At 42.5% G+C, this 14,557-nt stretch carries 14 protein-coding genes; 6 read left to right on the top strand and 8 right to left on the bottom strand.

The features are described from left to right. The 8 genes from CVN76_RS30370 to dnaA all read right to left on the bottom strand — a co-directional run. A partial coding sequence (locus tag CVN76_RS30370) for an HD-GYP domain-containing protein (protein ID WP_100530508.1) occupies positions 1–729 on the bottom strand: 729 nt, incomplete at its 3' end. A gap of 170 nt (positions 730–899) precedes the next feature. Beyond that, positions 900–3,446 (bottom strand): DNA gyrase subunit A, encoded by a 2,547-nt coding sequence (gene gyrA / locus CVN76_RS30365; protein ID WP_100530501.1) that lies wholly within the window; start codon positions 3,444–3,446, stop codon positions 900–902. A 90-nt stretch (positions 3,447–3,536) separates the two neighbouring features. Next, a complete protein-coding gene (gene gyrB, locus CVN76_RS30360) occupies positions 3,537–5,462 on the bottom strand; it encodes a DNA topoisomerase (ATP-hydrolyzing) subunit B (protein WP_061143188.1) in 1,926 nt (641 codons plus the stop codon). 69 nt (positions 5,463–5,531) lie between these two features. Beyond that, complete coding sequence (gene remB / locus CVN76_RS30355) at positions 5,532–5,801, bottom strand: extracellular matrix regulator RemB (RefSeq protein WP_061143173.1); 270 nt, start codon at positions 5,799–5,801, stop codon at positions 5,532–5,534. Between the two features lie 12 nt (positions 5,802–5,813). After that, complete coding sequence (gene recF, locus CVN76_RS30350; protein ID WP_061143174.1) at positions 5,814–6,932, bottom strand: DNA replication/repair protein RecF; 1,119 nt, start codon at positions 6,930–6,932, stop codon at positions 5,814–5,816. Between the two features lie 21 nt (positions 6,933–6,953). Further along, on the bottom strand, positions 6,954–7,166 hold the full coding sequence (yaaA, locus tag CVN76_RS30345; protein ID WP_061143175.1) for a S4 domain-containing protein YaaA: 213 nt from the start codon (positions 7,164–7,166) through the stop codon (positions 6,954–6,956). Positions 7,167–7,369: 203 nt separating this feature from the next. Continuing rightward, positions 7,370–8,506, bottom strand: a complete 1,137-nt coding sequence (gene dnaN / locus CVN76_RS30340) for a DNA polymerase III subunit beta (RefSeq protein WP_100534278.1) — start codon at positions 8,504–8,506, stop codon at positions 7,370–7,372. A gap of 194 nt (positions 8,507–8,700) precedes the next feature. Beyond that, complete coding sequence (gene dnaA / locus CVN76_RS30335; protein ID WP_061143177.1) at positions 8,701–10,050, bottom strand: chromosomal replication initiator protein DnaA; 1,350 nt, start codon at positions 10,048–10,050, stop codon at positions 8,701–8,703. A gap of 426 nt (positions 10,051–10,476) precedes the next feature. Between dnaA and CVN76_RS30330 the strand changes: the two genes are divergently transcribed. The 6 genes from CVN76_RS30330 to mnmE all read left to right on the top strand — a co-directional run. Beyond that, on the top strand, positions 10,477–10,866 hold the full coding sequence (locus CVN76_RS30330) for a hypothetical protein (RefSeq protein ID WP_100534277.1): 390 nt from the start codon (positions 10,477–10,479) through the stop codon (positions 10,864–10,866). 136 nt (positions 10,867–11,002) lie between these two features. Next, on the top strand, positions 11,003–11,137 hold the full coding sequence (gene rpmH / locus CVN76_RS30325; protein WP_081092489.1) for a 50S ribosomal protein L34: 135 nt from the start codon (positions 11,003–11,005) through the stop codon (positions 11,135–11,137). A gap of 80 nt (positions 11,138–11,217) precedes the next feature. Continuing rightward, complete coding sequence (gene rnpA, locus CVN76_RS30320) at positions 11,218–11,574, top strand: ribonuclease P protein component (RefSeq protein ID WP_100534276.1); 357 nt, start codon at positions 11,218–11,220, stop codon at positions 11,572–11,574. A gap of 169 nt (positions 11,575–11,743) precedes the next feature. Next, positions 11,744–12,532 carry a YidC family membrane integrase SpoIIIJ gene (spoIIIJ, locus tag CVN76_RS30315; RefSeq protein ID WP_100534275.1) on the top strand — a complete coding sequence of 263 codons (789 nt, stop codon included), beginning with the start codon at positions 11,744–11,746 and terminating at the stop codon, positions 12,530–12,532. Next, positions 12,529–13,149, top strand: a complete 621-nt coding sequence (jag, locus tag CVN76_RS30310) for an RNA-binding cell elongation regulator Jag/EloR (protein ID WP_100531097.1) — start codon at positions 12,529–12,531, stop codon at positions 13,147–13,149. Before spoIIIJ ends, jag begins: the two co-directional genes overlap by 4 nt. A gap of 352 nt (positions 13,150–13,501) precedes the next feature. Beyond that, positions 13,502–14,557, top strand: a 1,056-nt coding sequence (mnmE, locus tag CVN76_RS30305; RefSeq protein ID WP_100534274.1) for a tRNA uridine-5-carboxymethylaminomethyl(34) synthesis GTPase MnmE, incomplete at its 3' end; no start/stop codon positions are given.

Here is a 14,557-nt window from a genome sequence, read left to right as displayed (position 1 = left end):
ATTCAGCCTTTTCGGATAACCCGTTCCATCCAGCCTTCCATGATGCTCTAGTATCGCAATCTTTACGCTGTCCTTTATGATGGAGCTATCTTTTATCATTTTATAACTGAAAATGGGGTGATTGTGGATCTCCTCATAATCCTCCGCAGTTAAGTCTTCCATCTTATTTAATAATCTTGGAGCGACCTTAGCCATCCCACAGTCCGCGAGACATCCGCCAATGGCCACCTGGTAGACGTCGGCCTTGCTGTATTTCATTTTAGATGCAATATAGCTTCCTATTAATCCGATGGAAATGGCATGGTGAAAGGTGTAGTCCTCTTTATTGCAGTAATGGTGCAGCATTAAAATGTTGCCTGGTTCCTCCAGTGCTTTATCCACTAGGGGAATAATGATTAAACGGATCATGGCCACCTCTACCTTGCTGCCGGCTTGCCAGTTCCTGAATAATCGCTTATAAGTTTGAACGGACTTAAGATACAAATCGGTAAAATCGGACGACTCTTCCAATTCGTCCAATTCCGGATCTATCACTTCTTTCGGTAAAAACTTCTTTCCATCAATCAACGTTTTTTCAACGCTTACCTCCGAAATTAAAAAAGCCTCCAAAGCCTCAATCGACTCCGCGGTCAATATTGTTTTTTCATACATGATAGGACGGTCGGCGAGACCTCTGATTTCTTTGGAAAGAATACAGCCTTCCGTTAAATAGCGCGTTTTTACTAGCAAATCGGTTCACCTCGATAGTAGTAGTAATGAATATCATTCCACTTGAAAAACATGGTAATAACTATCTTTCTTTATGATTATATACCTACAAATACGTTTTTTCAACACAAGTCCCATGACCTTTTACCCAACAAAAAAGGCCCAGCATTTTATCGCTGGGCCGTTTACCATTATTCTTCTGGATCTTTTTCGGTTTCTTCATTCTCGCTCACAACAGTGGGTTCCGATATTGTTTCTTGATCGGCTGTTGGATCTTGCTCCATATCTGCTTCCTCTTCTTCTTCTCTACCAACGATGGCCACCGTCGAGACATATTCATTGTCTGCGGATTCAAGGCGGATCAGTTTGACCCCTTGAGTATTACGGCCCGTTTTGGAGATGCCTTCGACTTCCATCCGGATCAATACACCTGCAGCTGTAATGAGCATCAAGTCCTCATCTTCACCCGTAACGGTTTTCACGGCGATCAGTTCGCCATTTTTCTCCGTTACATTACATGTTTTTATCCCTTTGCCGCCTCGGCTTTGGATACGGTATTCCTCAGCAGAGGTCCTTTTTCCATATCCATTTTTCGTAACGATCAAGACTTCTTCATCATCTTCAAGGATTTCCATACCGACCACTTCATCATCGGACCTTAAGGATATCCCTTTCACTCCTGCTGCAGTACGGCCCATCGTCCGTACATCCGTCTCTGGGAAACGGATCATCATTCCGGACTTCGTTCCGATGATGATCTGTTTATCTCCATTCGTAAGACGAACGGAAATCAATTCATCATCTTCCCGTAAACCTAGAGCGATTAACCCATTATTACGGATGTTGGCAAAAGAAGACAACGGTGTACGCTTCGATATCCCGTGCCGCGTCGTGAAGAATAAATACCAATCATCGGCAAATTCCTTCACCGGTATGATGGCATTGACCCACTCGCCCTTATCCACTTCCAATAGGTTGATGAGCGGCAAGCCTTTTGCCGTCCTGCCGTACTCAGGTATTTCGTATCCTTTCGAACGGTATACTTTACCTTTGTTCGTGAAGAATAATAGCGTGTCATGAGTCGATGTGGTCAACAAATGACCGACAAAATCATCTGTATTCGTTCCCATGCCCTGAATCCCGCGGCCGCCGCGTTTTTGGCTGCGGTATGTCGTTGCAGGCAGACGTTTAATATAACCGTTATGGGTAAGCGTCACGATGATATTTTCCTCTGGGATTAGATCCTCATCTTCCAAGCTCTCAAAGCCCGCTAATGTGATTTCCGTTCTGCGCTTATCATTAAAACGTTCTTTGATTTCAAGAAGCTCTTCACGGATGATTTCAAGAACCTTTTCTTCATCAGCCAGAATCGCTTTATATTCTGCAATGATGGCCATTAATGCTTGATATTCATCTTCGATTTTTTCGCGTTCCAAACCAGTCAGACGCTGCAAACGCATATCCAAAATGGCCTGTGCCTGTTTTTCGGAAAGTGAAAACTGTGTCATTAACCCTTCACGGGCAATGTCGGTAGTTTGTGAATTACGGATTAAAGATATGACCGCATCCAGATTATCCAGCGCAATCCTCAAGCCCTCTAAAATATGGGCGCGGGCCTCCGCTTTGCGCAATTCAAATTCCGTCCTGCGGCGTATGACCACCTGCTGGTGCTGTAAGTAGTATTGCAGGCATTGTTTTAAGTTCAATACTTTTGGCTGACCGTCAACCAAGGCAAGCAAATTGATCCCGAAGGTTGTCTGCATGGCAGTATGCTTGTACAGGTTATTCAAAAGGACATTTGCATTAACGTCCTTGCGAAGCTCCATGACGATGCGCATGCCATTGCGATCCGATTCATCCCGTAAATCGGTGATGCCTTCGATTTTCTTGTCTCGGGCAAGTTCGGCAATCTTTTCGATCAATCTTGCTTTATTCACTTGATAAGGAATTTCTTTAACTAGGATAACCTGTTTTCCATTAGGTTTTTCTTCAATCTCCACTTTCGCCCGCTGGATGATCGACCCTTTTCCAGTTTCATAGGCTTTCCTGATTCCGCTTCTGCCTAAGATTAACCCGGCTGTCGGGAAGTCGGGTCCTGGAATGTATTCCATCAGCTCCGGTATCGTAATGTCAGGATTTTTGCTTATAGCCAATACGCCGTCAATTACCTCACCTAATTGATGCGGTGGAATATTGGTTGCCATCCCTACCGCTATACCGGATGAACCATTCACCAAAAGGTTAGGGAAACGGGCTGGCATAACGGCTGGCTCTCTTTCCGAACCATCATAGTTATCCTGGAAATTGACCGTGTCTTTATTTAAATCACGAAGCAGCTCCATCGAGATTTTCGACATTCTTGCTTCTGTATACCTCATTGCAGCAGCTTGGTCTCCATCGACTGAACCGAAATTCCCGTGACCATCCACAAGCATATAACGATAGTTAAAGGGCTGCGCCATCCGTACCATCGTTTCATAGACGGCAGAATCACCGTGGGGGTGATACTTACCGATTACTTCCCCAACAATACGTGCCGATTTTTTAAATGGTTTATCCGAAGTCATTCCAAGATCATTCATTGCATAAAGAATTCTTCGGTGCACCGGTTTTAAACCGTCCCTTACATCAGGCAAAGCACGAGACACGATAACGCTCATCGCGTAATCCAAAAAAGATGTCCGCATCTCGGTACTTATATTTATTTCTTTCACACCTGATCTTTCATTTTCTGACATGGAGCCAACCTCCTATAAAAAGCTTATACTCTCGTTTAATATTACTAGAACTATGTAAAGAACAGGATGTAAGAGCATCCTGTCAAAAAATCAAACATCAAGATTTTTTACATAAATTGCATTTTCTTCGATGAAGTTACGTCTAGGCTCAACCTTGTCGCCCATCAGCATCTCGAATGTTTCATCCGCCTCGGCCGCATCTTTCAAGCTGACTTGAAGCAGCGTTCTCGTTTCAGGGTTCATGGTCGTTTCCCATAATTGCTCGGGGTTCATTTCCCCCAGCCCCTTGTAGCGCTGCAGGTTAGGCTTTGGAGTGCTTGGCAAACTCGCCATGATTTCTTCAAGCTGTCGATCGTTATAGGCATAATCCACTTTTTTCCCTTGCTGGATTTTGAAAAGTGGCGGCTGAGCAATGTATATATAACCATATTCGATGATTTTGCGCATATATCTGTAGAAGAATGTCAACATCAGCGTTCTGATATGGGCTCCATCCACATCGGCATCGGTCATGATGACGATTTTATGATATCGGGCCTTTTCAATATTGAATTCATCACCAATTCCCGTTCCTAGTGCGGTGATGATCGTGCCTATTTCCTCATTATGCAAGATTCTATCCAATCTTGCTTTTTCTACGTTCAGGATTTTACCCCTTAGCGGCAAAATCGCTTGGAAATGACGGTCGCGCCCTTGCTTGGCCGAACCTCCCGCCGAGTTTCCTTCAACGATGTACAATTCACTGATAGCCGGGTCCTTGGATGAACAATCCGCCAATTTTCCCGGAAGGTTGGAAACTTCAAGCGCACTCTTCCTTCGAGTCAATTCACGGGCTTTCTTGGCTGCCATACGGGCCCTTGCTGCCATTTGCCCTTTATCGACAATTTTCCTGGCCACGGCCGGATTTTCATATAAGAAAGAATCAAGCCGCTCAGAAAGGATGGAATCAGTTACCGTTCTTACTTCTGAATTTCCAAGTTTGGTTTTCGTTTGACCTTCGAATTGGGGTTCAGGATGCTTGATCGAAATGATTGCCGTCAGGCCTTCCCGGACATCTTCACCGGAGAAATTGGAATCGGCTTCTTTCAGGAGACCGTTTTTCCTTGCATAATCATTGATGACCCGGGTCAGGGCCGTCTTGAATCCCGATTCATGCGTACCGCCTTCATAGGTGTGAATATTATTGGCAAAAGAAAAGACATTGCTGATGTAGCTGTCATTGTATTGCAAAGCTAATTCGACAGAAATCCCATCTTTCTCGCCTTCCATGAAAATCGGCTCCTCATGCAGCACTTCTTTCGAACGGTTCAAGTGCTCGACATAAGATTTAATTCCGCCCTCATAATGATATTCCCTGATTTTCTCTTCTTCTTCACGTTTATCCTCAATGATGAGTTTCAAGCCTTTATTCAGGAACGCAAGCTCACGGATACGGGTGGCTAACGTGTCGAAATCGTACTCCAACGACTCCGTAAAAATTTCGCCATCAGGAATGAAGTGGACCGTCGTACCCGTATGATCGGTTTCCCCGATGATTTTCAAATCTTCCTTCGGAACCCCGCGATTGAATTGCTGATAATGGATTTTGCCATCACGATGGACATACACTTCCAATACCGTCGATAGGGCATTAACGACAGATGCACCGACACCGTGCAGACCGCCGGAGACCTTATATCCCCCGCCGCCAAACTTTCCGCCAGCATGAAGGACCGTCATGATTACTTCTACAGCGGGACGTCCCATTTTTTCATGGATCCCGACTGGAATTCCCCGTCCATTATCGACTACCGTTATGCTATTGTCTTTTTCGATCGTCACTTTGATTTCCGTACAGAAACCCGCTAGTGCCTCATCAATACTGTTATCGACAATTTCCCAAACAAGATGGTGAAGTCCTTTTGCAGAGGTAGTGCCGATATACATCCCCGGACGTTTACGAACTGCTTCTAAGCCTTCCAAAACCTGTATCTGATTCTCATCGTATGCCTGAGCTTGTACTTCTTTTTGTTCCATTGTCATTCGTATCACCTACACTTTTCTTTTGGCATTATCAATTTTCCGAAGTAATTATCGCTTAATTCCTTATATTCCAAGAACATCTATATCATCGATCAATAACGATGGCTGCAGTGAACGCTTTTTCAGAGTGGAAGAAGCAAGCGGTGAATAATAGACTTGCCTATCCGTCACTACTATCGATTTAACCGAGTTTTTTGCTAAATGGGAAGTCACATCAGACTTTTTCTCCAAAAACTCTATCATGATCGGAGATGCCTGGAGCAGCTTCTTATCTAAAATGGCTATGACATCATCCGTTTTCACAAGAACGTCTTCACCAATATGGAGATACATACATTCACCTCATCATTTAACCTTTTTTATACTTCCTTGACTAACATAAAAGGTGGTCGCTTCTCTCAGGGTTTGATGATCGATTCCATCAACGGAGGGTGTCGTCACGAATGTTTGCACTTTTCCTTGAATCGTATTCAGTAAATGGGATTGACGGAAATCGTCAAGTTCCGATAGCACATCATCCAATAATAAAATGGGATACTCGCCGATTTCCTCATGGATCAGCTCGATTTCGGCAAGCTTCAGGGAGAGCGCGGTTGTACGCTGCTGTCCTTGTGAACCATATGTCTGGACATCACGGTCATTCACAAAAAAAACCAGGTCGTCACGATGAGGACCGACCAGCGTTACACCCCGTTCAATTTCCCTTGTTTTTATTTTATCAAATTTTTCTGTGTATACTTCTATCATTTTCGTCAAATCCATAGATTCTGATACATCAAGCGACGGTTTATATTGGATTTTCAATACTTCTAGATTTCTGGAGATCCCCGAATGGATCGGCTCTGCCCATTGCTGGAGCTTTGAAAGAAACTCATATCTTCTTTCGACAATTTTCGCTGCATACTGGATGAATTGGTCAGTTAGCACGTCAAGCATCGTCGTATCCGTTTGTTTCCGGGTCTGCAAAAGCTTTAAGTAATGATTTCTTTGTTGAAGTATTTTATGATATTGGCTCATATCATGAAGGTATACGGGAGAAACCTGGCCAATTTCCATATCTATAAAACGGCGTCTGACTATAGGACTTCCCTTGACAAGGTTTAAATCCTCAGGCGCAAACATGACCACGTTCATATTTCCGACATATTGACTTAATTTTCTTTGTTCAATATGGTTGCACTTCGCCTTTTTCCCTTTTTTTGAAATGGTCAGCTCAAGTGGTATTGAGGTATTTCTCTTTCTAACTCTGCCTTCTATTTTAGCATACTCTTCATCCCAGCGAATAAGTTCTTTATCATTTGAGGTCCGATGGGATTTTGCCATCGCTAAAACGAATATCGATTCCATGACATTTGTCTTCCCCTGGGCATTTTCGCCGAGGATTACATTGACTTTATTTTCAAAATCCAGGTTCAATTCGGTATAGTTGCGGTAATTTCTTAAACTTATATTTTCAATATACATATTCCGCTCTTCCCTTATGTTTTAGCTTGTTATTGTGAATGTGCCAAATCCAGGAATCTCCACTTTATCTCCTGATCTTAACTTCCTGCCTCTTCTCACATCTAATTCGCCATTTATGAAAACCTCATATTCGCTCAAGAACCATTTTGCCATTCCGCCGCTCTGGATCAAATCGGCTAATTTCAAGAATTGTCCAAGCGTGATATATTCCGTGCTTATTTTTATCGAATCCATTTCCTGCCTCACTCATTTCCAAGTAGTCTTTAATACTTTATTTTACTAAAAAAAAGCCATTAAGACAAAGTATAGCTTTTTCATCGCTCATTTATAAGGTTTCTTAAGTTACCGGCAAGACCAAATGCCGCCCCATGTTGGAATATAAAAAAATTAAAGGCTTGTTAAACAAGCCTTTAATTATATCGAAATATTATTTTTGCCTAATAAGTTCTAACCGGCAGAATCAATTGCAGCATCGATTCATCATGAAGCGGACGGATGACAAATGGACGCATCGCACCAGTGAAGTTTATTTTTATATCGGTTCCTTCCAATGCCTTTAAAGCATCCATGACGAATTTGGCACTGAATGAGATTTTCAGATCTTCACCTTCAATGGCTTCGGCCTGGACCTCTTCGATTACTTTACCAATTTCGGGAGTATTGGAAGAGACCTCGATAATGCGTCCCTCAAGGGTTGTCAGTTTGACGACATTATTTCTTCCTTCTCTCGCCAATAAAGATGCCCTGTCGATCGCTTGGAGAAAGTCTTTTGTATGGACGGTTACATCCGTTTTGCTATCCGAAGGGATCAAGCGGGATGTATCAGGATAATTACCCTCAAGCAATCTTGAGAAGAATAATAAATTTTCAGCCTTGAAAAGGACTTGGTTTTCGGTAATGACAATTTCAATCAGTTCGTTTGTATCATCCAGGATCTTACTCAATTCATTCAGGCTTTTACCCGGAATGACGACACTATAGGTTCCTGTGATTTTATTTTCGATTTTTGCCGTTCTCATTGCGAGCCTATGGCTATCTGTTGCAATACAGGTCAATTCGTCATCTTGGACCTTGAGGTTTACACCTGTCAAGATCGGGCGTGTTTCTGACGTGGACACAGCAAAGCCAGTTTGACGGATAAGGGTCTTCAAAAGATCGGTTGGCAGTTTGAAAATGTTCTCTTCTTCAATGATCGGAAGATGTGGATATTCTTCAGGATCCAATCCATTCAAGTTGAATTCAGCTTTTCCTGAGCGGATGATCGTTTGAAAATTATTTTCCACTTCAATTTCGACTGTGTCCATCGGAAGTTTTTTGACGATTTCACTGAAGAAGCGGGCATTCAGGACAATGCCGCCGCTATTTTTCACTTCAACGATTTCATCTCCATCGACTTCGGCTGGAATGAATGATTGGATGGAAATATCCGAATCACTTCCTGTTAACGTTACACCTTCACTCGTAACGGTTATTTTTATCCCTGTCAGGATCGGAATGGTTGTCCTCGATGTGACGGCTTTCATTACTTCTTGGACACTATGAACTAATCGATCTCTTTGGATTATAAATCTCATGCTTCATCCTCCAATTTTTTTATTGCCTACCAGGCATATTTATTAATAATTTTTATTAAAAAAGATAGTAGTAATAGTAGTAGGGCCTGTTGATATGTGGATAAGTCGACTCGCCCTAAGGAAAAACAGTCTATCCACTTGTGGACAGACTGTGTGTAAGTAGTCGTCGGTTATACACATTATCCAGAATAAGATTATACCTTCAACTGATCTTGTATTTCTTTGACCTGACGTTGCAGCTGGGTATCCGTCTGCATGAGCTTAGAAATTTTTTCATGGGCATGGATAACGGTGGTATGATCTCGGCCTCCGAATTCGTCACCGATCTTAGGCAGTGATGAGTCCGTCAGCTCCCTGGAAAGGTACATGGCAATCTGCCTCGGGAAAGCCACCGATTTCGTCCGTTTTTTTGCCTTGAAATCCTCCAGCTTGACACTATAATGCTCACCGACCGTCTTCTGGATCTCCAGTATGGTGATGATTTTAGGTTTAGAGCTAGGGATGATGTCCTTTAATGCTTCAGCTGCCAAATCTGCATTGATGTCCTTATTGATCAATGAAGAATAAGCCACGACGCGAATCAGTGCCCCTTCAAGCTCACGGATATTGGAATCGATTTGATTGGCGATATAAAGCATGACTTCATTCGGGATATCCAGCCCTTCAGCTTTAGCCTTCTTACGTAAAATGGCTATCCGCGTTTCCAAATCAGGAGGTGTGATATCCGTGATCAGCCCCCATTCGAACCTGGAGCGGAGACGATCCTCGAGTGTAGGAATCTCCTTTGGCGGGCGGTCACTTGAGATGACGATTTGCTTGCTTTCCTCATGCAGGGCGTTGAATGTATGGAAAAATTCTTCTTGCGTTTGTTCTTTTCCCGCTAGGAATTGAATATCATCAATCAATAAAACATCCACGCTTCGGTATCGGTCACGGAATTCCCCGGCTTTATTGTCCCGGATGGAATTGATGAATTCATTCGTGAATTTTTCTGATGATAAGTATACGACCTTTGCTTTCGGATTATGCTCAAGTACATAGTGTCCGATCGCATGCATTAAATGCGTTTTACCAAGCCCGACGCCCCCATATATGAATAATGGATTATAGGCTTTGGCTGGAGCTTCTGCGACAGCGAGAGACGCGGCATGGGCAAAACGATTGCCGGAGCCGATGACAAAAGTATCAAAGGTATTTTTCGCATTCAACATATGCTGCGGGAATGCAGCATGCTCTTTATCTTGTTTTTTGATCTTTTTAGGCTGAACAGGAACGGTGAAATCATCGTCTTCTTGATTGGGGGGAATGATGAATTTCGCTTCCAATTCCTCACCGGTAAGTTCAAACAATACATCAGAAATAAGATGGGAATAGCGTTCTTCGAGCCAATCCCTGGCGAATTCATTGGGAGCGGTGACCGTTAACGTATCACCTTGAAGTAAATAGGCCTTGGTGGATTTAAGCCAAGTTTCAAAGCTTGGTTTACTGATTTTTTTTTCGATTTTTCCGAGCGCCTGGTTCCAGAGGCTATCGATGTTGTCCAAACTTATCCCTCCTTTGCAAAATATTTTTATGAATGTCATCTATTTGTATAGGCACAAATAAACTCATCGATTGCCGTCTTTATCTATTTGGACAGCAAGGTTTCGGTGAGCTGTATAAGGGATGGTGTGTTTGTGAAACGGTCTGTCCCTATCACTATATGTTGCGCTGTACAACCTTTGTACAGACTACATCTTGTTAGCAGATGAAGATTTGGATGTTTATTCATCAACAGGTATTTTGAGAAATATATAATAAAGAAGAAAAAAGGGTTTTCGACAATATCCACCGTCTGTGGACAAAATAATATACACAGGTCGAATAAGCTATCCACATGTTATACACAGTTTGTGGATAACCGTTACCTGTTGATAAAGTTATTCAGAGTGAAAACACAAATATAATATCAGAAAATCAGGCGTCTTGCAATGGGTGAGAAAACTTTATCCACAACTTACCGAGCTTGTGGGAAAAACTTTTCCACAGGCTATTGTTATGTGCAAAAGTCTATAAAATGGGTTGTGGACAGAAAAAAACATGTCGAATTTTATCCACAGACGGTGGCTGCGATCACCAATAAATTAATTAATTGCGAAGTTTCAAGGCAGTGTTCTGTACCGCAAAGCCGTTCGCGCAAAAAACGCCGTGTGCTCGTTGAGGCGTTTTTTGGTTTTAGCACTCTTTGTCGATTCGGAATGATTTTGGAAAAGAAATCATCGGGAGTCCATCCTTGTGGTTCAGCGATAAAAGGAGGCGAATTTCCCTCTCACCAAAAATTTCTATATCAGTTCGGAGCAAAATCATTTACAATAGGCTAGGTAGTAAAAAAAAGGCCTACTGGACATTGAGCAAAAAAAACATATTTTTTCTGGATGAGGTTGACAAGTAGAAACCTCCATCTATATAATTGTAAAGACTGTCTTTAACTGTTATTCCTCAGGGAGGTGTCATATAATGAAAAGAACTTATCAACCGAATAAACGCAAACATAGTAAAGTTCACGGTTTCCGTGCACGTATGAGCACGAAAAACGGACGTAGAGTAATCGCTGCACGTCGCCGCAAGGGCAGAAAAGTATTATCTGCATAGACCACTGAAAAGTCTCAGTGGTCTTTTTTCGCAAAATAAGGGATTTACTGAGACTCAATTCATGTAATGAAGGTGTAAAAATGAAAAAAAAGTTAAGGATTAAGAAAGAGGATGAATTTCAGCTTGTATTTAAAAAAGGTGAATCTTCTGCTAATCGGCAATTCGTTGTCTATGTCCTTGAAAAGCCGGATCAGGATCATTTCCGGATAGGCCTTTCAGTCAGTAAAAAAATCGGCAACGCCGTTGTAAGGAATCAAATCAAAAGATACATACGGCAAGCGTTTTTGGAATTGAAAGATGATATAGAAGATGGTAAGGATTATATCTTGATTGCCCGAAAACCAGCGGCGGAGATGGACTTTTTCCAGGTGAAAAGCAGCTTGATCCATGTCCTGAAACGTTCTAAATCACTAAACTTTTCAAAGAAAAACAAATGAAATCTCCTTATATGGCGGAAGCAAAGCATTTCTCGCGGATGCCAGCTATTTGAGAAAGATAACATAGATCATCCCGTTTGCACTGTGAAGATGGCGGCCTGCATTTCGCCGATGAGCAGTTCGCAATAGTATCAAAAAAAGATTGATTGCAGTTAGGAGGAAAATACGGTTGAAAAAACGAATATTACTCATTATTGGACTAGCCTCGATAATGATGCTGTTAGCTGGGTGTACGGAAATTAAAGAACCGATTACTGCGGATAGTGAAGGTTTCTGGAATTCCTACATCGTCTATCCATTATCAGCCCTGATCATTTGGCTTTCTGAAACTTTTGGCGAGAACTATGGTTTGGGTATCATCGGTGTCACGTTAATCATTCGCTTAGCATTGCTTCCGCTTATGATCAAACAGGTGAAAAGCTCGAAAGCCATGCAGGCCATCCAGCCTGAGATGAAGGAACTTCAAGCGAAATACAGCTCAAAAGATGCTGCCACACAACAAAAACTACAACAAGAAACAATGGCTCTATTTTCAAAATATAATGTGAATCCACTGGCTGGATGTTTGCCGATAGTGGTTCAAATGCCTATCCTGATCGGATTTTACCATGCCATCAGCCGTACGCATGAAATAGCCTTACATAGTTTTCTTTGGTTTGATCTAGGCTCACCGGATCCTTTTTATATTTTACCGGTAGTTGCAGGGATCACGACTTTCATCCAACAGAAAATGTCGATGGCCGGGATGAACTCGAATCCACAAATGGCTGCACAAATGACGATGATGCTTTATATCATGCCGATCATGATTGTTGTTTTTGCTATTAATTTCCCCGCTGCTCTTTCTCTTTACTGGGTAGTAGGTAACCTTTTTGGTATCGTTCAAACATATTTCATTAAAGGTCCGGATCTTAGAAAAGCAGCTGCGGAAAACGCGGGAGGGGCAAAGAAAAAGTGAAAAAAGTGACTGCTACAGGACAATCTGTCGAAGAAGCAGTAAATTTAGCTTTAGCTCAACTGAACAGCACGAAGGATCGCGTCGAGATTGAAATTGAGGAAGAAGGAAAAAAAGGGTTTTTCGGTTTATTTGGGGCAAGGAAGGCCATTGTCCATGTGACATTGCCTCCTGATCCAATCGAGGAGACACTTGGATTCTTGAAGAATGTCAGCCTTGAGATGGGTGTCGATGCCAAAATCGATGTCCACCGGAAAGGGAAGAACGTAACATTCCAATTATCAGGTGACAAAATCGCTTTATTAATTGGGAAAAGGGGTCAAACGCTGAATTCCCTGCAATATTTAACGCAGCTTGTTGCGAATCGACATGCTAAGCAGTTCCTGAATATCACGGTAGATGCTGAAGATTATCGAAATCGACGCAATGAGACGTTAATTCAATTGGCTGAAAGAATGGCGAACAAAGCGCTGAAAACGGGCAAGCCCATTTCATTGGAGCCGATGCCAAGCTATGAACGTAAGGTCATTCATAATGCACTGTTGCATTATCCGAGAATCAAAACAACTTCAAGCGGTGTCGAACCTTATCGCCATTTGGTCATCACGCCGCTTAAATGAACCTTCTGCTTATTAGCAGGGGTTCTTTTTTTTGGTGGAACGTACCATCGGTTTTTGTCGAAAGGTATGTAATGAAAAGGGCCATTCAGCAATAACCGACACGTTTCACTTCGATGGTCGCACATTCAGTACGGGAAGGGGAAAAAGGGAGAGCCGCCGCATTTGTTATTCACATGTGGATAAGTTAAAATGAATGTTACAGAATATGGTTGCGCTGCATGTGGATAACTCTTGGAAGGAAGGAGTATCTACTTTTTTTCATGAATATACTGTGGTATTGTAGTAATTTAGGGATTCGACGATTTTATTATCAAAAATAATATAGAAACATCAATATATAAGAGGTGAAAACATGGAATTCGATACAATCACCGCTATCTCTACCCCTTTAGGGGAAGGGGCAATCGCCATCGTTAGAATCAGCGGTGATGAGGCCATAGAAATAGCCGATAGGATTTTTAAAGGACCAGGCGGAAAAGGATTGCTTGAGGTCAAGTCACATACGATTCATTATGGACATCTTATCCAGCCTAAAACGAGTGAAATCATAGAGGAAGTCATGGTTTCCGTCATGAAGGGGCCAAAGACGTTTACAAGGGAAGATGTCGTGGAAATTAACTGTCACGGCGGAATCGTTTCGGTCAATCGGGTATTGCAGCTCATCCTTTCTCAAGGTGCTCGTCTTGCTGAACCGGGTGAATTTACGAAACGTGCCTTTTTGAATGGAAGGATCGACCTTTCCCAAGCGGAGGCCGTCATGGATTTGATTCGTGCTAAAACGGATAAAGCGATGAATGTTGCTTTAGGACAAATGGAAGGCCGGCTTTCAAAACTAATCCAGAACCTTCGCCAAGAAATTTTACAGACACTCGCTCAAGTCGAGGTAAATATAGATTATCCGGAATATGATGATGTCGAAGAAATGACACATCGTTTATTTTTGGAAAAAGGCAGTTTTGTCAAGACCGAAATCGAGAAGCTGCTTCATACAGCCCAGCAGGGGAAAATCCTCCGCGATGGGCTTGCGACCGTCATTATCGGGCGCCCCAATGTCGGGAAATCTTCTTTGCTTAACAGCTTGGTTCATGAAAATAAAGCGATTGTCACGGATATTCCTGGGACAACGCGTGATGTAATCGAGGAATATGTCAATGTTCGCGGTGTTCCGCTTAAACTTGTCGATACGGCAGGGATTCGGGAAACGGAAGATATCGTTGAAAGAATCGGGGTTGAACGGTCTCGTGCAGTATTGAAAGAAGCTGATTTAATTCTGCTCGTATTGAATTATTCCGATGATTTTACACCTGAGGATGAGTTGCTGTTCCAGGCTGTCGAGGGAATGGATGTCATTGTCATCATCAATAAAACGGATCTTCCGCAAAAAATCGATATGGCCAAGGTGAAGCAA

The organism is Bacillus sp. mrc49 (assembly GCF_002803435.1).
Note: the sequence above shows the minus strand (reverse complement) of the source record. Positions and strands in the feature narration are given on the sequence as shown.